The organism is Paenibacillus sp. FSL A5-0031 (assembly GCF_001956295.1).
GTDB lineage: Bacteria > Bacillota > Bacilli > Paenibacillales > Paenibacillaceae > Pristimantibacillus.
The window spans coordinates 708094-730458 of record NZ_MRTD01000001.1 but is presented as its reverse complement, the minus strand read 5'-3'; the positions used below and the strand labels follow the sequence as shown (position 1 = coordinate 730458).

General features: G+C 41.7%; 20 protein-coding genes and 1 riboswitch. Of the genes, 2 read left to right on the top strand and 18 right to left on the bottom strand.

Annotation, left to right across the window (positions count from 1 at the left end):
• Window positions 1-149: 149 nt before the first annotated feature.
• From murB to BK120_RS03205, 6 genes are all read right to left on the bottom strand, one after another.
• A complete protein-coding gene (murB, locus tag BK120_RS03230; RefSeq protein WP_076266136.1) occupies window positions 150-1073 on the bottom strand; it encodes a UDP-N-acetylmuramate dehydrogenase in 924 nt (307 codons plus the stop codon).
• Between the two features lie 293 nt (window positions 1074-1366).
• A complete protein-coding gene (locus BK120_RS03225; RefSeq protein WP_076266135.1) occupies window positions 1367-2482 on the bottom strand; it encodes a DUF4179 domain-containing protein in 1116 nt (371 codons plus the stop codon).
• Entirely contained in the window at window positions 2482-3045 is a 564-nt protein-coding gene (locus tag BK120_RS03220) for a sigma-70 family RNA polymerase sigma factor (RefSeq protein WP_076265997.1), read from the bottom strand. The genes BK120_RS03225 and BK120_RS03220 overlap by 1 nt, the downstream gene beginning before the upstream one ends.
• A gap of 160 nt (window positions 3046-3205) precedes the next feature.
• Window positions 3206-6052, bottom strand: a complete 2847-nt coding sequence (locus BK120_RS03215; RefSeq protein WP_076265996.1) for an AAA family ATPase — start codon at window positions 6050-6052, stop codon at window positions 3206-3208.
• The gene (locus BK120_RS03210; RefSeq protein ID WP_076265995.1) at window positions 6042-6620 is read right to left on the bottom strand and encodes an ABC-three component system middle component 1; all 579 of its coding nucleotides are present in this window, start codon (window positions 6618-6620) and stop codon (window positions 6042-6044) included. The genes BK120_RS03215 and BK120_RS03210 overlap by 11 nt, the downstream gene beginning before the upstream one ends.
• Before the next feature lie 2 nt (window positions 6621-6622).
• Window positions 6623-8260, bottom strand: coding sequence for an ABC-three component system protein (locus BK120_RS03205; protein WP_076265994.1), 1638 nt, complete (start codon window positions 8258-8260; stop codon window positions 6623-6625).
• Between the two features lie 166 nt (window positions 8261-8426).
• Window positions 8427-8524, top strand: a riboswitch (guanidine-I (ykkC/yxkD leader).
• Window positions 8525-8596: 72 nt separating this feature from the next.
• Between BK120_RS03205 and BK120_RS03200 the strand changes: the two genes are divergently transcribed.
• Both BK120_RS03200 and BK120_RS03195 read left to right on the top strand, forming a co-directional pair.
• Entirely contained in the window at window positions 8597-8938 is a 342-nt protein-coding gene (locus tag BK120_RS03200; RefSeq protein WP_076265993.1) for a DMT family transporter, read from the top strand.
• A complete protein-coding gene (locus tag BK120_RS03195) occupies window positions 8938-9252 on the top strand; it encodes a DMT family transporter (RefSeq protein ID WP_076265992.1) in 315 nt (104 codons plus the stop codon). Before BK120_RS03200 ends, BK120_RS03195 begins: the two co-directional genes overlap by 1 nt.
• A 115-nt stretch (window positions 9253-9367) precedes the next feature.
• Here BK120_RS03195 and BK120_RS03190 read toward each other — a convergent pair whose 3' ends face one another.
• The 12 genes from BK120_RS03190 to opp4C form a co-directional block, all read right to left on the bottom strand.
• Window positions 9368-10630, bottom strand: coding sequence for an ATP-grasp domain-containing protein (locus BK120_RS03190; protein ID WP_076265991.1), 1263 nt, complete (start codon window positions 10628-10630; stop codon window positions 9368-9370).
• Between the two features lie 51 nt (window positions 10631-10681).
• Window positions 10682-11896, bottom strand: coding sequence for an MFS transporter (locus BK120_RS03185; RefSeq protein WP_076265990.1), 1215 nt, complete (start codon window positions 11894-11896; stop codon window positions 10682-10684).
• Window positions 11886-12824: a transketolase family protein gene (locus BK120_RS03180; RefSeq protein ID WP_076265989.1), complete on the bottom strand. Its 939-nt coding sequence runs from the start codon at window positions 12822-12824 to the stop codon at window positions 11886-11888. Before BK120_RS03180 ends, BK120_RS03185 begins: the two co-directional genes overlap by 11 nt.
• Complete coding sequence (locus tag BK120_RS03175; protein WP_076265988.1) at window positions 12821-13621, bottom strand: 1-deoxy-D-xylulose-5-phosphate synthase N-terminal domain-containing protein; 801 nt, start codon at window positions 13619-13621, stop codon at window positions 12821-12823. Before BK120_RS03175 ends, BK120_RS03180 begins: the two co-directional genes overlap by 4 nt.
• A complete protein-coding gene (locus tag BK120_RS03170) occupies window positions 13622-15469 on the bottom strand; it encodes a M20/M25/M40 family metallo-hydrolase (RefSeq protein WP_076265987.1) in 1848 nt (615 codons plus the stop codon).
• Complete coding sequence (gene argC, locus BK120_RS03165) at window positions 15469-16521, bottom strand: N-acetyl-gamma-glutamyl-phosphate reductase (protein WP_076265986.1); 1053 nt, start codon at window positions 16519-16521, stop codon at window positions 15469-15471. The genes BK120_RS03170 and argC overlap by 1 nt, the downstream gene beginning before the upstream one ends.
• The gene (locus BK120_RS03160; RefSeq protein ID WP_076265985.1) at window positions 16518-17840 is read right to left on the bottom strand and encodes a DegT/DnrJ/EryC1/StrS aminotransferase family protein; all 1323 of its coding nucleotides are present in this window, start codon (window positions 17838-17840) and stop codon (window positions 16518-16520) included. Before BK120_RS03160 ends, argC begins: the two co-directional genes overlap by 4 nt.
• Entirely contained in the window at window positions 17837-18499 is a 663-nt protein-coding gene (locus tag BK120_RS03155; protein ID WP_076265984.1) for a degT/DnrJ/EryC1/StrS aminotransferase, read from the bottom strand. Before BK120_RS03155 ends, BK120_RS03160 begins: the two co-directional genes overlap by 4 nt.
• A gap of 20 nt (window positions 18500-18519) precedes the next feature.
• A complete protein-coding gene (locus tag BK120_RS03150) occupies window positions 18520-19416 on the bottom strand; it encodes a RimK family alpha-L-glutamate ligase (protein ID WP_076265983.1) in 897 nt (298 codons plus the stop codon).
• Between the two features lie 9 nt (window positions 19417-19425).
• A complete protein-coding gene (locus BK120_RS03145) occupies window positions 19426-19599 on the bottom strand; it encodes a lysine biosynthesis protein LysW (protein WP_076265982.1) in 174 nt (57 codons plus the stop codon).
• Window positions 19600-19705: 106 nt separating this feature from the next.
• A complete protein-coding gene (locus BK120_RS03140) occupies window positions 19706-21370 on the bottom strand; it encodes an ABC transporter substrate-binding protein (RefSeq protein WP_076265981.1) in 1665 nt (554 codons plus the stop codon).
• 64 nt (window positions 21371-21434) lie between these two features.
• Window positions 21435-22358 (bottom strand): oligopeptide ABC transporter permease, encoded by a 924-nt coding sequence (opp4C, locus tag BK120_RS03135; RefSeq protein ID WP_076265980.1) that lies wholly within the window; start codon window positions 22356-22358, stop codon window positions 21435-21437.
• Window positions 22359-22365 lie beyond the last annotated feature (7 nt).

Here is a 22365-nt window from a genome sequence, read left to right as displayed (position 1 = left end):
AGCATCCACACCCGCTTGAGGTCAATTGATTACATAATAGATATATTTTATATAAGAAACCAAAAATGCTATATAAATATAAATTTTGTAAAAAATCCAAAGACCCTCGCCAATTGAATGGGGAGGGTCTATGAACTTTAATCGATTGTTTAGTTTTGGCTATCTTCACCAATGACAATGACTTCTGTTTCTAAATCTATGCCAAAGTTTTGTTTTACCGTCGTCTTAATAACTTCGATCAAATCAATGTAATCCTGAGATGTAGCATGATCCACATTTACAATGAAACCTGCATGTTTCGTGGATACCTCTGCTCCTCCGATTCGTTTCCCTTGCAAACCGCTGTCTTGTATCAGTTTTCCAGCAAAGTAACCAGGCGGGCGTTTGAATACACTGCCGCATGAAGGATATTCCAATGGCTGTTTACTTTCTCGCGCAAAAGTGAACTCATCCATTTTTTGTTTAATATCGGCATATTCAGCTTGTTTAAGATTAAATACAGCTTCGAGCACAACATATTTATTTGCAGAAATATTACTCTTCCGATAACTTAATGACAGATCCTCACTTGATAATGTGAGAAGCTCGCCTGCTTTATTCATTACTAAAGCTTTGACTAATACATCCGAAATTTGTCCGCCATAGGCTCCTGCATTCATATACAATGCACCACCGACCGTACCTGGGATGCCGCATGCAAATTCAAGTCCAGACAGATGCTGTTCTAATGCTTGCCTAGACACATCTATAATCGAAGCTCCAGCTTGCGCAATAATTGTACTATTTTCGGTTCGAACTTCATTCAAGTTTTTTAAATGCATCGTAATCCCGCGAAGGCCGCCATCCTTCACGATAAGATTGGAGCCATGTCCCAAGAGGGTAACTGGAACATTCTCTTCTTTCGCAATTTTATATACAGTGCTTATTTCATCATATTTATTTGGAGTAATGAATACATCTGCATTCCCCCCTAATTTTGTATATGCGTGATTTTTAACGGGTTCAGCAAGCTTAATATTCAAGTCGGGCAGTTGATTTAATATACGTTTATAAAGGTTCAATTCATTATTCATAAAAGTTGTTCCCATTCGTTCATTATCATTCGTTTCACCTTTTCTTGTTGTTGTTAAAGCTTTGAAATTTCAACTTTAAATTATAGCACATTTTTCCGATTAATATTACCCTTTAATCAAATGTTGTTATTTATAAATGTAATCAATCCTATTTCCCACATATCATTAAATTATCGTTTCTCCTTATTAAATATGCAACAAAAAAGAGCAGGATACGATCCTGCTCACTTTTTTAATGGCTTAATCTGAAGCAACCATTGCATGTCCTCTCATAAGCCTTAATGTCATATCATTTATTTCTTTATTTCAATGACAATATCATCTAATTTAATTTGTTCTCTACCTCTTCCTGATTTTTTAGGCATTACAATTTCTTTTGAACCTTCATCTATCGTTATTTCTAATGATCCATGATTTTCGGCAGTGTGTTCATACATGTTTATCTGAGATGTCAGTATAAGCTTAGTAGCATTAGGGTCTAATTTTTCAAAAGTTTTACTCCAGTTCATGTTATAGCCGCCTCGCTCACCTGCTCCTCCATTGCCTTTACCTACATAATGATTGCCTAAGTCGTCTTTAATTTCGATATCCACATCTACAGCATCCCATTCATTTCTTGTCTCATCCGAAATCACTTGATTGTAATAAACGATAAAGCTCATGGGGGTAAAGGTTATGTTGTCTATGTTCACTTTTACTCCCTCGTTTTCAATACTTTGATTTATGATCTGTGTTTGATTCGCCGTTGCGTCTAAAGAAAGAGCAAAGCTCCATTTACCTTGTATTTTCTCTTCGTTATTTTGATTTGTTATATTTTCAATAGTCCAGTTTATATTTACGTGATCCAATTCCGTTTGATTACGAAAATTGATATTGCTTTGAACTAAACCTACATAACTATTTTCATCCACTTTTGTAATTTCAGAGCTTTGACTGCCGCCGATTGCTCCTTTTGCAAATAATAAACCATGTAACTTTGGTTCGTCACCCAAGTCTTGTTTACTTTCTAATGCATAGGTTAAGGTAACCGATTTCCCATCAAAAATCGCATCTTCAATCGTGATTTTTATGCCGTTGCTCTCCGTTGACATGTTAATTTCGCTGGAATATTTCTTATAGTCATCATAAAATCCGACCCTTCCCGTATCCAATAACCTGAATATATTTCTTATAACGGGGATTTCGCTAGCATAAGCAGGGAACGTAATGCCAAAGGTAGCAGCCGTTAAACCGATTAGTATGACTGCAGCAGCAGCAATCTTTTTCCAACGTTGTTTTTTTTTATTTTGAGCTAATGATTGCTTTAATGCTTTCTTGACTTTGGTCTTTTCAAATTCAGTGACTTCCATTTCCACAAACTGTTTGTCGCCTAGATCTATATTGTTTAATAATTCATAAATATCCTTCATCATACACTACCTTTCCAATTCAGCTGCATCGCTTTGGTATAAAGTGTCTTTTTCCCTCTATAAATGCGATTATCGATGGACGCTTTCGTTAAATCGAGTTTCGCTGAAATATCCTCTGTTTTTAATCCAAGAAAAAATTTCATTATAAAAATATCCCGATCCACAGGCTCTAATAAATGGATTAATTGAATTAATTCCGTTTTATCCTCCAGCATTATCAACTCTTCTTCTGCCGATTTTTCGGAGCTCAATTCCATTTCATTAGTGGTGAATTCTACTCTTTTACTATTTTTTCTGTAATAATCAATAGCCTTAAACTTGGCTATAGCACAAATCCATTTCCTGAAATCAGTCGAATCGCCATGGAATTTATTCGAATTGTTCCATATGGATAACAAAATATCGTTCATACATTCTTCAATAACTCCCTCGTTCTCAAGCGGGGACAGCACTTTATAAGTTACCCCTTTTATTAAGGGCAAATAGGTATCAACGATATATTCTAAAGCATCTTCTTTTTGTCGCTTTAATCGTTGGATGAAATTTTTATCATTAGACTTTATTAGCGATTCTCCTTATTTTTTTGTAAAAGCTTTTACACTATATACAACGAAGTTGGAAATTTTTATTCTCATGTTTAGATTAATTATATTTTTAGGCCATTTATAATAAAAAAGTCGATCCCTTAATCGTACAGGAAATCGACTTTTTATGATTGAGTTTTTATGAGTCTGCTTTTGAAAATATGGCAATCGGCTTCTTATCCGTAGCTTCTACTACTCGCTGCTCAAATGTTGGTCCTGCTTCTGAATAGGAATCATATTCAATAATGCCTACATTCAGCATTCTGAACTTCTTTCTCATGACCTGATAGAACGTCGAATCATGTGTTGAGATAATAAATTGTTTATGATTTTGCAATTTTGAATCAGCTAAATTACGTATAAGATCAATTAATGCAGCCACATTCAAGTCATCCATGCTTTGCACAGGGTCATCCATAGCGACAAAGGACAGTGGTGACCAAGATTGCGTAAGCGCCATGGCCAAAAAGAATGAAATCGCAGTGGCATTCACCTGGGCTGCGCTAAATATGTACGAGGGATTTGCTTCTTGGTGACCAAGGGCCGCATCTTCTCTCGTCATCACTTTGAGAAATAAGCGATTGCTGTTGAATTTTTTCCCCGTATCATAATCGATCTCGGTGAACACGGGATGAGAGTTGATTCTGACAAAGATGGAACGCATAGTATCGAACATTTGATCCATGACTCGTTCATTCAAGCCGCGAATGGCATCTGGCACGGCCTGCTCGGCATCCTTTAGAGCGGCAACCAGGTCTTCGATGGTTCGAAGACCTTCTTCCACTCGTTCTATGACCTTATGCTTGGCAGTTTTTTGTTGCTGTAATTGTTCGAGCAGTGCGAGATCTGCGTTTGCTCGGAAAGCATCTAATAATTGTGTTGCTGCTCCGTGCTTACGAGTATTTTCGAGCAATGACTCTTCAATCAAGCTAGCCTTTGCGTCTAACTGTTCTGCAACTGCGCTCCAATCCGTTGTTTGAGCACTGGCACCCATAATTCCTTCTGCCGTTAGCTTACCTAGCCAAACAACGACATCATCTTGTAGATGCTTAAGTTCTCTCTCTTTGCTCTCCCTTGGCAGGGATGAGAACGATGTAGCAATCGTAATAAGCTGCTTGCGTAAATGATCTACTTGTTTATTACCTTCATCCAGCTTAGTCAGTAACTGCTCTTTCAGAGCTGACGTTTGAATAGGGATATCCAACTCATCAGCCAATGCTTTGAAATCATTGTAGCTCTTGTCCATTAACTGCATTTTTTTGTGCAAATCGTAGTGCTTTGCTTGTAAATCTGCCACTTGATCGAGCAATTGGGTATGCAGATCACTCCATTCCTGCATGGTGGCATGAAGATTGATTAGACTTTCTTTAACATTCGCTTTTGCTTCAAACAGCTGGTCATGATAGATTTGTCGTTGTAATTCAAGCTCGAGGCTCTTCTTTTCTGCGCTAGCTAAATCGGGATGAATGGCATCCATCTGGGCGCTGACATAGTTTTGCAGGCGTAAAGAATCAACATCTTCTATTCCACAGGCAGGGCAGCAATCTAGCTCTGGCTGTTCAATAGCAACCTGTAGAACATGCTTTAGAAAAGCTTTATGTTTCTTTTCATGAAGCACAAGCTGCTGTACAAATTCCAACTGCTGCTTGTGTAAACGATCAGCCTCCAAAAAAGCGTTTTCCAAATCTGTTTGTTCACGACACCGCAGCTCTAACTCTCGTAATGAATGATAGAGTGCGAGTCGAGGAGTCTCCTCTAAGCGTGGATAAGCCATGGCAAAGTTACCGCTCATCCCATCAAATTTTTTACGGTTGTTTGCCTGAAGCCATAATTTTTTCACTTCATTTAACGCTTCAAATAAGTGATCGGCTTTATGCTGAATTGCCGTTGTTTGCTGCTGTAAATCCTCATTCAGCTGTTCGTTTTGGAGCTTGATCTGTTCGTTTTGCAAAAAACTATCTGCTTCTTCATTGAGCCTGAGCAATTTTTGAATTGTATTTAAGTGTTCATCTAGCGTTTGAGTAAGGCGACTTTCTCGTTCCCATTGCATTAGAAGCGGAAGCTTTTCCTGTAATGAGGTCATAGCATCTTTTGCTAGATCGAGCCGTCTGATTGTATCATTTTCCAAAAGATTTCGTTCCTGAACGAGAGCTTCTATTTGCTCCTCTGCTTCTTTGATCAATGAAATAACCTGATCTTCATCTTCTGAAACAGCTGTTTTTTGAAAGATATCTTCATAGTTATGAAGTGCTGTTGACCATTGATTGTTTCGTGATGCAGGCGAGAATTCCGAGATTTCCAGCTTAATGCCTTGAATGCGGTGCTCCAGCGTATCTTCCTCTGCAATCAGCTGCCCACGCTTTTGGCTAAATGCCAGTTTTCTTTCTTCCAGCTCCACCCTTGCTTTATGTACGAGTTCTCCATAGCTCGCAAATTGCTCTGTGCCGAAAATTCGGGAAACCGAATTGTAGCGATCCTTCTCCTTCATGCCTCTTAGAATGCCATTCATCCGTTCTTGACATAGAAGATGAGTAAGAAACAAGCTTTTGTTTAAATCCACTTTATCGAGCCATTCCGCGTGGACGAGCTTCTCTTTTAAAACGTCTTCTGCCTCCTTGTCAGGTACCTTCTCACCATTAATCTCAACTTCAAGCAAATGGGCTCCGCTATCTGTCCTTACATTCGTATTGGCGATTCCCGTACGTGTTACTGTGATTTGCAAGTCTGAATTTCCTAGCTCGATGATTACTTTTGGAGCTCTATCCCCGGCAAAATGATTCCCGATGTATCGATATAATTTTCGTTCGGGGTCTTGCTCATAACGATAAATACTACCGGTTAATCCCCATTCGATCGCGTCAAAAAAAGAGGTTTTTCCGTAACCATTTGGGCCATGTAAAATGACAATGCTTGTATTGGGAAATTCAAATCTTCGCTTCTCATTAAACCCGCGGAATGCTTCTATTGTGATTGCATTAATCCTCATGGCTGAGCACCTCTGCTAACACTGGAATATTTAAAGATGATAATAGCTTGTCCACAGATTGGTCTTCAGCTTGAAACAAAGCTTTACTTAACCGTTCATTCGTCGATTGTTGAACACAGGATTGCCATTGCTGGAGAAAATGCCGATCATGAAACCAAAGGCGCTCGAGCTGGTGCTCGGGCAGCTTAGTTTGAAAGTCTAAAGGCAGTTTTTCAGCTAAACGATTTAAATCAGAGCTCGTGATGATAATCTTGCGAAAGAAAAAGCGGTTTGACTCGATGCGCTTTTTCAAAGCATTGCTTATCTCTTGCGCGTCTACAAAGAGGACTAAATACATGTCCCAACGCAAATCATCTAGTTCGCCGGGCAGCTGATTCTGTACCCGGTAAGCAAATTGATAAGCTGCTCGCTCCCAGTGGTTCTCGAGTGATGATGGAGAATCATAGGAAACGACTGCAAAAATTTGCTTCGCAGAAAAGTAAAGGGCATCTATGTGCCTAATTGATACATTTGTTAGCTTCTCAAGGTCAGATTGTTGGTCAAAAAATTCAAATATCTGTTGCACCATTTTCAAATCACACTCCTTAGTCGCGTGCAAATTTCTTCATAACTCACTTCATGTCTAACTTGACGCAAGCAAGAGGAACAACTGATACTGACCGTTCCGGATAAGCAATTGGATTCTAAGCCTTCGAAGATGGTTAACTTCATGTCTTGAGCAAATTGTAGTAATATTTTGGAAAAGTCAGCTTTACGGCCATTGTTGCAATGCTCGCATAGGTTTTCTGGGTTGCCTTTTGCGAGTGATTCCGAATTAATATTCTCGAGCAGCAAGCGATATGGGAATAAGTCCGAATGGTCTCTGGACTTCATATAAGATTGAAAAGAATTGGTATAAAGTTTAGTCATAAATCCGATGACGACCTCAGGCATCGTTTCTTTAGCCTGGGAGTAGAGCATACGCACCCAGCGATCGGAATCCAGCTGAAGATTGGACAAATGAACCCATTCCTCAGGATCGATAAAGTTCCAATCGGGATATACCAAATTTACGAGTGCCAGCAGCTCCCATAGCTCGCGCAGACCGGCTTCTCCTTCAGGAAGACGAATGTTTGCAAATTGGTACAGCTTCAAAAACAGCTGCAATCTGCTTTCTTCCATCTCCTTCAGCTTGCGAAGAACATCATTCATAGAAGCAATAAGTTTTGTTCTTATTTCGTCATCATTTTTGAAACGTCGTATGAAGATGGTATCCAGTGCTTGTCGGTGAATCTCAAATTGATCGTTTAAGCGAGCCTGCATCTTAGATACATTAGCAGATCCTGCTGGCTTGTCCGACTGGTCTAAGGAAGTTGTAGGCTCTGGGCGGTTATCATGGATACCAAACGGTGGAGGATCAAAAGTGCCTAGTACGTCTAGTAATAGTCCTTTTAGAATATCGTAGTTTGTTGAGAGATGTCCTTGCAGCAGATCTAGAATGGTGCCATGATCACCGGGCAGCGACCTGGCAAGCGCGTACTTGGTTGAATGTCCCATAGTAGGAACAGCACTTCCCTCCTCGACTACGGTATCCTTGTCTCCGAAGCAGTATATGGACGTGAAGAAGCTCTTAAGTTCTCCTTGAGCATCAAAAAAGCTGCGGTTCATATCATCCAAAAAAGCGTTGTTTGAACGCAGCTGTTCGATTTGCTTATGATTCTGAAAGCGCTTTATTAAATGGTGAAATTCAGCGAATTTAGAGCCGTTATAAGGTGTTGCATAGCTAATAAAGCCACCGATCCGTTCTAATCCTTTTTTGCGATGCAAATATTCGTTGAGTAGGAATCGTTTACCGATTAATCCTCCCATACTGTGGCCAACGATAACGATTTTCTCATATTTTCTATAGGTATACCCATCCAAAATAGCCTTTAATTGAATAGCAAGCTGGTCTATGGACAGAGGACTTTTTTTACTGACACTAATTTTTTGACCTAAAACGTCAAACTCTCCTTCGATTCCAAAAATGCTGCTGATGAGCTTAGAGGTGTCATATGTAACGATACCAATATCCGTATCCGTGATGTCCGGATCTGATGCGATGAGCTCTGCCCAGTCCCTGCCTGGCTTTACCCACGTTTCAGGAGCGCCCAAACCATGAATCAGCAAGACAAGCATCTTGCCATTGCTTCCCGGTTTTCTCGGTTTCAGTTCGATCTGCATCGACATGTTCAGCTTCCCCTTTCTCCTAATGCTTTCCTATTATTTTATATCAAGCATATATGGTTTCCAAGGGTTGTACTACATGTTCTGGAAGATCTTTTTTTGTTATTTTCCATTTTATGAGTATTGTAATTGATTCGGATATGTGTATAATACAAGGTAATTGAATAAATGAAATGTTTTCTAGGGTTCCGCAGCATAACTGTTGGTCTGGTCCGAGAGAAAACTCACAGCGATGCTGTGTCACGGAAGGATAAAAGCCTGGGAGAAACTGTTAAACAGTTTACTCTTGGGCTTTTTTTTTATGTTTTTTGGCAACAATAAAATTGGAGGTGTATTTTGGTGAATTCGAATTGGATTAAAGTATTTATTGCCGCTTTTTTCGAGGTTTTTTGGGTGATTGGCTTAAAACACGCGGATGACTTCTGGACGTGGACAGGAACTGTTATTTCTATTATTATCAGCTTCTATTTAATGATCGCTGCAGGCAAAAAACTGCCCGTCGGAACGGTATATGCTGTTTTTGTAGGAATGGGTACGGCAGGAACTGTTTTTTCCGAAATCATATTTTTTGGAGAACCATTTAAATGGACCAAGATGTTGTTGATTTTACTTTTATTAGTTGGAGTCATGGGCTTGAAATTAGTTACGAAGGATAAAGATCAGAAAGGAGCTGTATCCTAATGGCTTGGATTTCTCTTATATTTGCAGGATTGTTTGAAATGTTTGGTGTTGCGATGATAAATAAATTGCATAAGGATCGCAATTGGCAATCCGTTGTATTATTAACGATCGGATTTTTAGCAAGCTTCCTATTTCTTGCTTATTCCATGAAAACACTGCCTATGGGAACAACGTACGCCATTTGGACGGGGATTGGAGCGTCAGGCGGAGCTATATTGGGAATGCTTTTATATGGAGAATCAAAAGACTGGAAAAGGGTTGTTTTTATAGCAATGGTATTAGGTTCAGCCGTAGGGTTGAAGCTTGTCTCTTAAAGGCTGTCATTTGATATGATCATTCGTGGAATTATAGCTTCATTCTATTTATAGAAGGAACAGGCTCATTAAGAGCCTGTTCCCTGCTTATTCAGACACAAATCATGTGTTACGTCTACCCCGCTGCACTCTCTGTCGTTTGCTGCTGATACACGACCGTTAACGTTTCTTTCAGGGCAAGGGCTAGTTCTTTCGCTTCTTGAGGGGTGTTGCCAACTGTAATGAAGTATCCCAATCGATCATCCGAGCTTTTTGCTTCTGAGACCAAATCTCCTTCAACTGCCGTTAGCTGTGCTCGGATAACATTTATATGTTGTTCTAAATCGGCAAAGCCTTCAATTCCATCAAAAATACCCTCTCGATCGGCGGTCACATAAGCAATTGAAGCTGCGCGGTTAAACCGTTTCTGAATATTGATCGGTTTGTCTAAATAATAGTTAACGGTCGCTTCAAATATATCAACACCGAACGCTTGCACTAATAAATCCGATGAAATGTTGTCGCCTCCTGGCCTGCCGTTCACCTCGATAATTCGTGGACCCGTATTTGTAAGCTTCACTTCTACGTGACTTGGTCCATTCACTATCCCAATAGCTCTCAAAGCATCAACAGCCGTACGAATGATGTGATCCTCATGCTCTACATGCACTGAAGTAGGTAATGTATGAAGAATTTCAACAAAATAAGGAAGCGGTGAGGTCAATTTTTCAGTAACGGCCGAGAAAATCGGTTCACCCTCTTTAACGAATAATTCGACACTAAATTCTGGACCATCCAAGTACTCTTCAATTAAATACTCATCGCGGACTTTAAAGTCCATATAAGTTACTTTAAACGCTAAGATCGTATCAATAGCATGCTTCAGTTCATTTTCATCAGTTATGAAATAAACATTTTGACTGCTTGCGCAATTCGTCGGTTTTAATACGATAGGAAATCCGATCTCTTCCGCAGCTGCTAATGCATCTTCGTAAGTTCTCACTTTTTTGAATTTTGCACTCGGAACTTGATGTTCAGCATAAGCTTCTCTAGCCAAATCTTTGTTTCGCGACTTTAAAGCTGCTTCGTATGGTACTCCTCTAAGTCCAATCCGCTCAGCTACCTTCGCAGTTACGTGAGAGGCGTAATCCGTAGCAGGAATTAACGCATCCAGTTGATTCGCATAGGGGGAGCTAACAATCGCTTGATAGAGTGACTCTTCATCTCGAATATCTGCGACAATCAAATCATGGTAGATCCCTTCATATCCATACTTTTGCGGATTTTCCGTAGAAGAAACAATGGAAATGACTTTATGTCCTTGTTCAAAAGCGACTCTCGCAAAACTAACGCCGTAGAAACTTGGTTCAACAAAAGCTAACGTTTTAATTGCTGTCATCTCTTTATCCTCCTTTAATGGTTATGAAATAAGTGGTTCGCAATGCAAAATTCAAGCTTCCAGTGTACTTTTTTGTGTCGCTTTACTATGCATCACAAAGTACACAACAAATCCGATGAACATTATGCCGCTCATACAGATAAAACCCGCGCCTGGAGAAAAGCGATCAATGACAAGGCCAAGCCCTGTGGCGGACAAGATCTGCAAGAGCAAGGAAATCGCCATCCAGACCGAAGTCGCTCGACCCATGTAGGATTTGGATACCGATTCCATCAGCGTCGTTGTCATTAAAATACGTAACGAAGAGTTCGTTAATCCGATCAACACGCTGCCAAGGTACAAAAGCAGAATCAAATGGTTAAACGCTACAGCGAGCAGGCTCAGCACGGATATCATAAAAAATAATAGTATCGTTCCATGTTGTGATATTTTCTTAGCCAAGGGTGCTGCAATAAATCCAGACAATAATCCCCCAATGCCATAAAACATATCTGATAAACCGAATACAACGGAATCACCTTGCACCGTGTTGCTTACATAACCAGGTAGAACGACGTTGTATATCATCGTAGAAACGAGTGGAATAATCGATACAATACCAAGCAAGAAAATAAATGGACGTTCAGCCAGATACGTTAGGCCATTCTTAAACGTTGCAAAGAAGGACTCTTTATCATTTTCAAAAGGGATAGGTGTATATTGAATTCGACTAAGGAAGAAGCTGCTCACGATAAAGGCGATCGCATTTAGAAGAAGAATGATCTCAAAGCCAACGAATTTGTACAACACTCCTGAAAGTGCACCAGCCATAAACATCCCTACTTGCAAGCTGATTTCAATTAAGGAGTTTCCATTAATGAGGTCCTTCTCCGATAGGATTTCTTGAACCAGGCTTCGAGAAGCCGTCATATATACGGTCCAGCCCATCCCGTTAATAATGGCAAAGGCATAAAGATATTCAATTCGGAATCCCGTCCATACAAAAGCACCTGTTATGATTAACAAGGCGATCGCCCGAATGCCATTGGCCCATAAGATAATCGTTTTTCGATTCCATTTATCGATTAAGGTGCCTACGAATGCAGAGATGAGAAAACCTGCAATGACATTTAAGGAAAGCATGAACCCAATAGCGGCAATCGAATTTGTCTGATCCATGAGATACCAGTTCGCACCAATCGTACTCATACCTACGCCGAACCCGGAAATAATATCAGCGAAGGAATAATGGCGGAAGTTTCTTTGTTTTAGTACACTAAAAACCATCCTTACCTCCTAGAATATTCTGGATTTGTTGTTGCAGTGGTTCAAACCCAAATCCTAAATAGTCTAGAACCTCAGCATGCGTACCGCCGTAGATCGGCCATTTCTCACCGCAATGATGTGAGTGAACTTGATGCTTAGGCAATAATAAGGCTAGATAGGACGCCGTACTGCCGGTTGCTCGATGCTCCTCAACGACCAGAAATTGGTCAGCTAAACCGCTTAAGTGTTGAATATAGGGTTTCAAGCTTTGAATGTCGACGTAACATAAATGCGCATGTACGAGAGTGTCGTCCTCTTGAATGATCTGCTTGCAAAGTTCTGTTGCTTGTTCACCCACGGAAATTAAGCATAGTTTGGATCGATCAGTACGTGCTCCACCTTCTACAATTAAGTTTCTGCAGCTCTCGTCCTCTGCTCGATCCAGGCTGTCAAAGGCATCATTTCTAGAAAGTCGAATATAATACGGCTCCTCTGATGCTGCTGCTTCACGTATCACTCTTCGTGTTTCCTGCTCACCATGAGGGCAAGCGATCCGTATGTTTTGAAACGCTTGGAGGACAGCGATGTCCTCCAAGGCATGATGTGTCGTTCCAAACCAGCCGCCAGATACCCCTCCATAAGCAGCTACAACCTTAACGTTTTTCCCCATATACCCCATCGTCAGCTTAATGCTTTCGGCTGCTCGCAATGCTGCAAAGGAAGCAAAGGTTGAGAAGAATGGCACATAGCCGGCTTCAGCAAGACCGGCTGCCATATCAATTCCAGCTAATTCTGCAATGCCAAGATTAAAAAAACGCTGGGGATGCTGCTGTCCAAAAGGATGATTTTTGCCTCCTAGATCTGCTTCAATACATACAATTTGCTCGTTGCTGGAAGCAAGCATAGTCAGCTCATCTTTATAGGCATCTCTACCTGACTTCTTGGTCATAATAAACTCACCTTCCATTTATGGGCGAGCTTCTCTGGGATTTTAACATAATGCGCTTCTGGGTTTCCTTCAATCGCAGCAACACCTTTTCCTTTTATCGTATTGGCTAGGACGGCTACTGGTCTATCTGGATCTGGTTCAATTGCGGCAAGGATTTCTTCGAAATGATGGCCGTTGATTTCCTTGACAGCAAAGCCAAACGCTTCAAATCTTTGCCGGAGATTGCGAAGCGGTGATATGTCATGCACATAACCATCGTTTTGGCCTCCGTTGCAATCGACGATATATACAAAATTAGTGATCGACTGGGCTTGGACAATCTGTGCGGTTTCCCAGCATAATCCTTCCTGCAGCTCCCCATCTCCACCGATCACAATCCCTAGTCCATTCGTTTGTTTCATCTTTTGTGCCAGTGCCCAGCCTGCTGCGTACGGAATGCCATGTCCCAAACTGCCTGTAGCGAAGGGGATGCCTGACAGTTTATGATTAGGGTGACCTGTGAACAAAGAGCCTGCTTTCCCATAGCTATCCGCTGGGTTATCCTTAATCATCCCGTATACATGGAGCGCGGCATATAATGCTGCTGCAGCATGCCCTTTGCTAAGAATGATGAGCGTATTTGGATCTTCCACATATTTCGAATACGCACCAATCAATAAGTCAATCGCAGAAAGACTTCCGCCGATATGGCATCCTGTAGGTGATGCAGCCATGTCAATGATCAGTTTCCTCGCTTCTTTCGCCTTATTAACCAGCATAGAAATTTCTTCCCTTTGAATATCGATTGCCAGCTCCATTTATTCCTCCAATCTCAGCCGAAACCATTCGTTTACAGCTTCTTTTAAAATCGTTCTGGTCTCCTCTACCTCACCATAATGTAAATATTCATCATTCGTATGATCCAAGCTGGAATCACCGGGACCATAAGCTACCATAGGGACGGAATCCCAAGTTGTGGCCAGCGTATTCATGTCGCTCGTTCCACGTTTTTTGATATAGTGAATGGATTTCTCCTGCTTAGCGAAACTGCGAACAAAAGCTTTGACTAAGGAGCCTGTGCGAGAGTTCGAAAATCCTGGTGTTGCACGCAAGATGTCAACAGTCACATTTTCACCAAATGACAAATCAATTTTTTTCTGATAATCGTTGCCTGCCGCTGGTGATATTCTAAAGTTTAACGTCCCTTTTACCGTCAAAAAGCCTCGTTCATTGTGATGCTCGATATCAATTAATGAGGATAAGGAATGTGGATCGATATCACGTACGAGAACACGAATGTCCGATACAACACTGTACAATTCGTCGATAACACTCTGGCTATCTTTGGCAGCGGTATGCTCCTGCGCGCGATGAATGGTAATTTCCAGCTTAAAGAGACCGTAATAACCGAGGGTTAAGCTCTCTACTCCGCTCGGCTCCCCAATAATAACCGCATCCGCCTTGTAGTGATCTCGAATGAAATGAGCTCCTTTTGATGATGATATTTCTTCTTCGACTGCACCAATTACAAGTAAAGATCCCTGCTCCGGCACCTCAACTTCTTGCAGCATATGAATGAAATTTACAAAGCAGCCTTTAGCATCCACGATTCCCCTGCCCGTAATGCCTTTGGAGTCGGATCGAACAGGCCAAACATGCGGAACCGTATCTATATGCCCTAATAAGAGCAGTGTATTGGGACCATTCCCTTTGCGGAAAACGATGTTTCCTGCGTGGTCTATTTCCGCTGAAACCGAAGGCTGCTTAATCGTCTCTAATAAGTAGTGTGCAAGCACATGCTCATCTTGAGAGACCGAAGGAATGCGCGCCACTTTATTCAATAAATCGAATGCGCCGAGCTCCCGATCCATGTTCCAAAACCACGTTTTGCCGGGTGCTTCCAAGGTATGAGGACCGGTTATATTCACATCACAGATGCCCTGCTGGATTGCTAATTGGGCTGCGCGCACTTTTTGCTTCATGCGCCCTTTTACAAAGCTTAATTCATCATTCGTATAGACACTTTCTATCGTTGAATGTTTATCTTCAACATCCTCCAGTAAGCCTGCAGTTCCAGTAACAAAGCGCAGGTGATGCGCTTCTAAGTCCACTGCTAAGTGAGCAGCGAGCACATCTGCATCGATGTTTATGTACACATCCAGTTCTGGATCTAATATTGGAGGAGAAACACATACAACATCAAAGGCCTGTAAAGCAAATTTCAGAAATGCCACATGACTGCCCACGAAATGACCGAACAACGAATCACGGACAATGATCGTTTTTTGATCCTTAATCACTTTAAGGGGTTTCGCTTTCTCACCATAGACAAGACCTTGATCTCCACCAAGCTGTGAGTAGACAGAAAGACCGTAGTCCTTCAGCTGTGTATGTATAGTGGGCAAAATAATCTCATGATAGGCTGCACGGATAATCGGCATCTCTTCGGGTGAACAGTACCGTACCTCATCCCCAGACGGCAATGTAAGAAAAGGCATCGTACGAGGAATGGATTCATATTTTTGCTTAATGGCTTCGGCACCGCCTGCCACAAGCAGCACTTGATTTCCTCGCTTAACGATAAGGCTAATTTCTTCAAAAATGTGAGGATGGTTTACAATCGTACTGCTGCCGAGCTTGATTACATATAAGCTGCCGCTGCTCATCAGGGCCACGCTCCCTCAAATTCAAATGTCAATCCCGCCTCCTCAGAGTATCCAAAATAGTTGTTTGCTGCCTGTATGGCTTGCCCCGCAGCTCCTTTAATTAAATTATCGATGGTTGCGATGGAAACACAATATCGTCCATCCACATAAGCACCGATTTCTGCATAATTTGTTCCTGCTACTGTTTTGATCATAGGTGAACCATTTCCCGAGTTAAAATAATGAAGAAAAGGTTTGGATGAATACGTGCCGTAGAATGCTTTTTTTACATCTACATCTGTTACGTGCTCCTTTAGCAAGGAATACGAGGTTGCCATAATTCCTCGGGGAAGATCAAGACTATAGACCGAAAACTGCAAATCTACCAATTGATTCAAATGATAGGATAATGCATGCACGACTTCGGGCTGATGACGATGACCATGAACTTTATAAGCTCTGAAGTTATGGGAGCGCTCCGCATGATGCTCTGTTGTTGATTTTCCGCCGCCGCTGGAGCCCGTCTTGGCATCAGTGATTACACGGCCTTCAATTAAGCCATGCGCTACAAGCGGATAAAGGGTATACAGCGTCGCCACTGCCATGCAGCCCGGAAGATTGACTACTTTTGCTTCGAGATTGATTTTGCTGAACTCTGGAATATAGTAGTGCCAACCGCCTTCAAATGCATGTTTTAATGTTTCTGGATAATGTTGATGTAATATATCGGGGTCGGATATACGATAATCCCCGCTTAGATTAAAGATATAGTCTGTATGCTCTGCAATATGCTGGATAATCTTAGGCAAGGAGCCTGTAGGCAAACAGGAGAAAATCGCATCGTAATGACCTTCTAAATCGGATATTTTGTTGAACTTTAGCGAGCTGAGCTTCTTTTTATGAATAGAACCGATATAGAACTTATCCACCGGGTATCCCGCCTTTGATTCGGAGGACACAAACTGAACTTCAAAATGAGGATGCTTATTGAGCAGCCTGTATAACTCAGCGCCAGTGAACCCGCTGCCGCCTAAAATGGCTACTCGTTTCTTTTGTTGTTCTGCTGTACTCATCCTAATCTAGCGTCTCTTTCATACAGCACTATAAGATCGCTGCCTCGCTCTACCAGTTCACGAATCATATGCGGGTTCGCATCAATTTTTTTGAAAGCCAAGGCGTAAGCTTGAATTCGCTCATATTCTATAGGCGTTCTTAATTCTCTGCATATCGTTAAGCTGTTTCTAAGCATCTTCAATGTTTCAGGGAAATGGTTCAAATCGTAACCAAAATCTTGACGGTCCGATAACGTAAACGGATAACCATTTCCAAAGCCTTTTCGATTTTTGAATGGCAGATGACCAGGTATCGGTACATTTTGCCACTCTCTAGCAAATACGCCTTCAGAATTAATGAGCTGCTGAACGGCATCTTTAACAAGATAATCCTCCAAGTCCTCAAGCCCAAGTCGCTCGGGTGAGAGTTTAACACGATACATATTAAAACTGTGCTTATACCCATCCGGTACGAATGGTCCGCTAAACAGTTTTGTTTCTGAAAGCTCTTTCGTTAGATAAGCTGTATTCCGTGCACGAATGGCATCATAATAAGGGAGTCGGGAAAGCTGGCTCAAACCGAAAGCAGCTGCAATCCAAGACATGCGGTAATCAATGCCTGATGAATCAAGGAACGCGAGTGCGCGCTCATAATCCTCTTTTTCTTTGAAAAAAGCGATGCCTCCTTCCCCGCCTACAGGAAAGTTTTTATCGGCCATTAAGCTTTGCCCTGCACTGTCTCCAATCGAACCGGCGAGTTGTTGATGGATTGATGCGGAATGCGCATGGGAGGCATCCTCTACAAGGCGAAGCGAATACTTGTCAGTCAGACGTCTCAATGCAGGTAAATCAGCAGGCAGGCCATGTACATGCACGGGCATGATTGCCTTTGTTTTGTTCGTTATGGCTTGCTCTGCTTTTAGTGGATCTAAGCAATAGGTTATAGGGTCAATGTCCACAAAAATAGGGATCGCCTTCGCTGCAACAACGGCTTGAGCGGTTGCTATGAATGTGAATGCAGGAACGATCACCTCATCTCCGGGCTGTACACCTGCCCCAACTAATGCGAGGTGCAGGCTGGATGTACCGCTTGCTGTAGCAATCGCATAATTCGCCCCTACATAATTGCGGTACGTTTCTTTGAACTCATCGACAACTTGCTCTCCATCCTGCTGGATGGAGATAAGCATTTGAATGACATCTTCCTTCGTAATGATTGGGAAATTCGTCTTCCTTACATCCTCTGGAATAATAGATGGTCCTCCCAGAAAGGCTAAAGGTGCTTGAACCCAATCATCCGAAGGCAGCGCTAACGGCTTGCGAATAAAATCCGACTTCATAATGATTGGTTCCTCCTTAAGAGTGTTAACTTCACACATGCTGCTACGAGCGGGCTAAGCCTGTAGTTGAACTGCAAGGCTGGCTGCAGGTCAGGTTCACTATCTTCCTGTGTCCACATCGTTTGTAAATCAAAGGCACCAAAAATCTTCAAGCGCTCTGCTTTTTTCCAAATATTATCATCATTTGCAGCGATGGCAGCAACCGGTCCAAAACCTAATCCCGTAAAGTCCAAAACGAGTACGGGAGCGCGGTCGCTGGCTTTAAAAATGATCTGATCCAACTGATGAAGGTTTTCCCAATTAACCTCAACGGTCGCATAAGCCTGCTTTACGTGTGGATCTGAAATGAGTGTGATTCCTAACCAATGAATAAACTTTTTTTCCTGCTCACTCGGATGATCCAGTCGTGCAGAAGTATGGTAGCCTAAGTTCTGTCCCCACAGCGCACCGTGAATCGCACCGGTGTAACTATTAAATAAAGAGACATATTTCTTGTTGGTCAGCTTGGCTATCCCTTTCTCCAATCCTTTTAATTCAAGATCATTTTTTTCAATACTCATAATGACGCCTGAATTTAGTACTCTCGATAATACAAATGACAATGAAAAATAATTTTCTTTTTGGATGACAGCTTCTGGTTTCGTTAACGTTTCTCCCATTTCCCATTTAACCTCCCTATTTACCGCGATATAACAGTTAAGTTGGCCTTGTTTTTTCGTTCAATCGCAGCTTTTACATATTGTGCAATATGGTAGGCCACATCGACACCATGAATTTTCCAGGACTTTGCGAATTCTGGGTTTTGATTCACTTCACATACGACGTACCGTTGCTGCTTGTAATCAAAAAACAAGTCTGCACCATAAATGCCTTCGCCCAAAACCTCGATTATTTGTTTGCAAATGGAGGCCATTTCATCATTAATTTCTAGAGGATCAATTTCTGCACCTAAATGCGTATTTGTTTTCCAGTTGTCTGCCGAAACCCGGCGGAACGCAGCAATCGGTTTGCTGCCTACGATGACAACACGGATATCAAAATCACCTTTTTCCACATATTCTTGTACTAATACAGGGAACGATTGATGCCCAGGGTCTACAGATTCCCTTGCAGCTATCCAGCCATCTAAGCATTCTTTGCCGGTGATTCTAGCTATTCCCCTTCCCCAAGATGAGGTTGCCGGCTTAATGACACATAAATCTCCAAATGTCTGCAAAGCTTGGAAGAGCTTCTCAGGTGTAAAAGCTACTTTATATTGGGGCTGGGGAATGCCATGTTTTTGAAACACAATCGCTTGATGTATTTTATTTGTACAAATAGTAATTGCTTTGACCGAATTCAACGTTTCAAGACCGGCTAATTCAAGCAGATGGGCTCGATTCAACGCGTTTTTCTGTGAGAGACAACGAATGAGAGCAATTCCGAAGGAATGGACATCAGGCTCACCTAATGGTAATTCCATGGAATCCAAGTTCACCTGCACTTGTACGCCTAAATCTCGAAGATGATCGATTATTCGTTGTTCTTCTTCCCGCAACTTTGTAACACATAATAAAATCGCACGATTCTGCTCCATGTTCGGTTCCTACTCTCCCCAAGTTTCTTCTATTTCTGGAGCTAGAGCGATGCTTACGAGATTGGATTCGACCTGCACTTCATGTTCTTGACCGCATGAACCGCATTCCAAAATTTCACCCGTCGTTACACTCTCTTCCACCTCGATATCCGACTTGCATACAAGACAATTCAAATCTGCCATTATCCTTGCACCTCCTATAAGTTTTGAAAACATATATAAATGGAATAAATTCCGTAAAACCGAGTAATAACTTCATGACATGCAGCCTTTTTAAAAACGTGTGCTGCTATTTCGTTTCTATATCCCACTGGTTTACATTATTGAACGTACCTAGATTAAGCGGTTTACCAACGAGAACGTTTTTTGATACGACCTGCAAACGTTTCTCGGAATAAACAGCTAAAGTGGCAACCTCATCATGCAGTACCTCTTGCAATTGGTTATAAATCTCGTGACGTTTTTCCTCTATAATTTCTTGTTCTCCCTTTTTAATAAGCTCATCGACTAAAGGATTCTTAAATCGAATCACACTTTCGGGATCATCACTTTTATAGGTTGTAAAATAGAGGCTAGGTTCGATATAGTAATCTCTTGTGAATATGGTAATGTCATGCTCGCCCTTCTCCACTTTATCGATTAACGTCGGGAAATCGAATTTCTGAACGTCTACTTTAATCCCAACAGATTCTAAGTTTTGTACGAGAATATCAGCAGCCTGCTCACGAACCTTATTCCCAACTGGAATAATAAATGTAATGGTACGTTTGGGATCCCAATTCGCTTCTTTTAAAAGCTCTTTTGCTTTTTCAGGATTGTAATCATAATTGGCAATGTTTTTATTAAAATAAGGATGCGAGCTTGGGATGCCTCCATCAATAATTTCGGCCTGCCCTTTGAGCAACTGCTCCACGATGAGCGGACGGTTCAACGCATAGGCGATCGCTTGACGAACTTTTTTATCTGGAAGCTTCTCTGTATTGAAGAATATTTCTGCTGGCTCAGAGGCTGGAGCTGAGGTTACATTTACATTCTCAAAGCCCTTGACCTTATCATAATCCGTAATCGGTACAAGCCCGACCGGTAAAGAATTCATTTGAATTTCTCCCGTCTGCAGCTGTGCTACAAGATTTGCCGCGGGAAGCACCTTTATGAATATCGTGTCAATCTTAGGTACATCGAGGTAGTAATTTTCATTTTTCGTCACCTCAACAAATTGGCCCTGCTCATAATTCGCAAACTTATAGGGACCAATGGTGACTAATGGTTTTTGGAAATATTCGTTCGTTGAAAGCTGCTCTGGATTGGCATCTTTCAGAATATGCTCGGGCAAGAAATTCACCTTAACACCGAAACGTTCATTAAATACAAGCGGATCGATTGGTGTTTTTGTTTTGATCTCGAAGGTCGTTGGATCGATAATTTTCAATCCGGATAGCTCTGTTTTCCCTTCATCCAGTTTCCCAATGTCATTTAAGCCTTCGATAAAATCCAACTTGAAGGATGATTCTACTTTGGCATGAAGGGCAAGCTTTAAGGTGAAAGCCACATCTGCCGTTGTAAAAGGGGTGCCATCGTTCCATTTGGCATTCGCTTTAAGCTTGATACGGTAAGTTTGCTTATCCTGCGTCTCGATAGATTCCGCCAGCTTCGGTATAAATTGTGCGGTATCCGTTACATCGAGCAAAGAATCATTAAGTAAATTAATAGGGGCAAGCGACGCCGAGCTTCCTTGCGTATTGATTTGATTTAATGTAACAGGAGCATTAACAATACCAATGTATAAGGTTTTTTTGGCTTTGGCATCGTTGGTTGTTGCCTTAACAGAAACATCTTCCTTCGCTGGTTCTGCTGTTGCTTCGACCTTTTCCTGCTTTGTTTCACTGCATGCCGATAGGAAAATCATTAAGATGGTTAATAATACGAATCCTGGTACTTGAAACCTTGTTTTCATTCGTTTCTCTCCTTTTGTTTTATTGCTTTATCTATTTAAAAAATTAAATAGCAGATTCATATACTTAAGCCCTCGCATCAAACGCATCACGAAGACCGTCCCCTACAAAGTTAATCGCAAGCACTGTAATAAGAATAACGAGGCCGGCAGGTACCCATAACCACTGCTGCTCAGTTAAAACCGTTAGCGATTGTGCATCGTGCAGCATATTGCCAAGGCTCGCCTGAGGGGATTTGACCCCCATCCCAAGAAAGCTAAGTCCAGCTTCACTAAGAATCGTGCTGGCAACGCCAAACGTTGCATTCACAATGATTGGCCCCATTACATTTGGCAAAATATGCTTTATTAGTATTCGCGGGGTGTTGTATCCAAGCGCAACGCCGGCGCGGACAAAATCCATTTGTTTCATGGATAATACGCTTCCCCTGACAAGCATCGCTATCGTTGGCCATTTGAACAGTGCGAGAACAAGGATGATCGTGGATGCACTTGCACCAAGCACGCTCACGATGACCAATACGACCATAATGTATGGAAAACTTAAGAAAATATCAGTCAAACGCATAAGTGCCATATCCAGCCATTTGCCATAGTAACCAGCGATTAGCCCAATGAATGTTCCGAAGGTTACGTACAAAGCAACTGTAAAAAAACCAATCATTAAGGATACCCGAGTTCCAAAAATCAACCGGCTTAATACATCCCGCCCTACTTGATCGGTGCCTAACCAGTGTGTAAGCGAGGGATGGGCTGAGAACGCATCTGTAATTTCATTAGGATGACTTGGTGCAAGCCACGGAGCAAAAAGCGCGATACTAATCAGCAGCAAGGTAGTTGCAAGTCCCCATATCGCCAGCTTGTGCTTGATAAACTTACGCCTCACTAATTGGGCTTGACTCTCCATTACATCCATAGACAGTTCGTCTTCATCGCTTTGATCTGAGGAAAAAGCATCTTTTCTCATCCATGGCATTTCACTAACGGACATTTGCAAT

Excerpts from the sequence above, each read along its gene's own strand:
- BK120_RS03205 (WP_076265994.1), bottom strand. The coding sequence starts at position 8,260 with ATGTCGATGCAGATCGAACTGAAACCGAGAAAACCGGGAAGCAATGGC.
- opp4C (WP_076265980.1), bottom strand. The coding sequence starts at position 22,358 with ATGTCCGTTAGTGAAATGCCATGGATGAGAAAAGATGCTTTTTCCTCA.
- argC (WP_076265986.1), bottom strand. The coding sequence starts at position 16,521 with ATGAGTACAGCAGAACAACAAAAGAAACGAGTAGCCATTTTAGGCGGC.
- BK120_RS03155 (WP_076265984.1), bottom strand. The coding sequence starts at position 18,499 with ATGGGAGAAACGTTAACGAAACCAGAAGCTGTCATCCAAAAAGAAAAT.
- BK120_RS03150 (WP_076265983.1), bottom strand. The coding sequence starts at position 19,416 with ATGGAGCAGAATCGTGCGATTTTATTATGTGTTACAAAGTTGCGGGAA.
- BK120_RS03160 (WP_076265985.1), bottom strand. The coding sequence starts at position 17,840 with ATGAAGTCGGATTTTATTCGCAAGCCGTTAGCGCTGCCTTCGGATGAT.
- BK120_RS03170 (WP_076265987.1), bottom strand. The coding sequence starts at position 15,469 with ATGAGCAGCGGCAGCTTATATGTAATCAAGCTCGGCAGCAGTACGATT.
- BK120_RS03225 (WP_076266135.1), bottom strand. The coding sequence starts at position 2,482 with ATGAAGGATATTTATGAATTATTAAACAATATAGATCTAGGCGACAAA.
- BK120_RS03140 (WP_076265981.1), bottom strand. The coding sequence starts at position 21,370 with ATGAAAACAAGGTTTCAAGTACCAGGATTCGTATTATTAACCATCTTA.
- BK120_RS03180 (WP_076265989.1), bottom strand. The coding sequence starts at position 12,824 with ATGACCAAGAAGTCAGGTAGAGATGCCTATAAAGATGAGCTGACTATG.
- BK120_RS03195 (WP_076265992.1), top strand. The coding sequence starts at position 8,938 with ATGGCTTGGATTTCTCTTATATTTGCAGGATTGTTTGAAATGTTTGGT.
- murB (WP_076266136.1), bottom strand. The coding sequence starts at position 1,073 with ATGAATAATGAATTGAACCTTTATAAACGTATATTAAATCAACTGCCC.
- BK120_RS03185 (WP_076265990.1), bottom strand. The coding sequence starts at position 11,896 with ATGGTTTTTAGTGTACTAAAACAAAGAAACTTCCGCCATTATTCCTTC.
- BK120_RS03145 (WP_076265982.1), bottom strand. The coding sequence starts at position 19,599 with ATGGCAGATTTGAATTGTCTTGTATGCAAGTCGGATATCGAGGTGGAA.
- BK120_RS03175 (WP_076265988.1), bottom strand. The coding sequence starts at position 13,621 with ATGGAGCTGGCAATCGATATTCAAAGGGAAGAAATTTCTATGCTGGTT.
- BK120_RS03210 (WP_076265995.1), bottom strand. The coding sequence starts at position 6,620 with ATGGTGCAACAGATATTTGAATTTTTTGACCAACAATCTGACCTTGAG.
- BK120_RS03215 (WP_076265996.1), bottom strand. The coding sequence starts at position 6,052 with ATGAGGATTAATGCAATCACAATAGAAGCATTCCGCGGGTTTAATGAG.
- BK120_RS03190 (WP_076265991.1), bottom strand. The coding sequence starts at position 10,630 with ATGACAGCAATTAAAACGTTAGCTTTTGTTGAACCAAGTTTCTACGGC.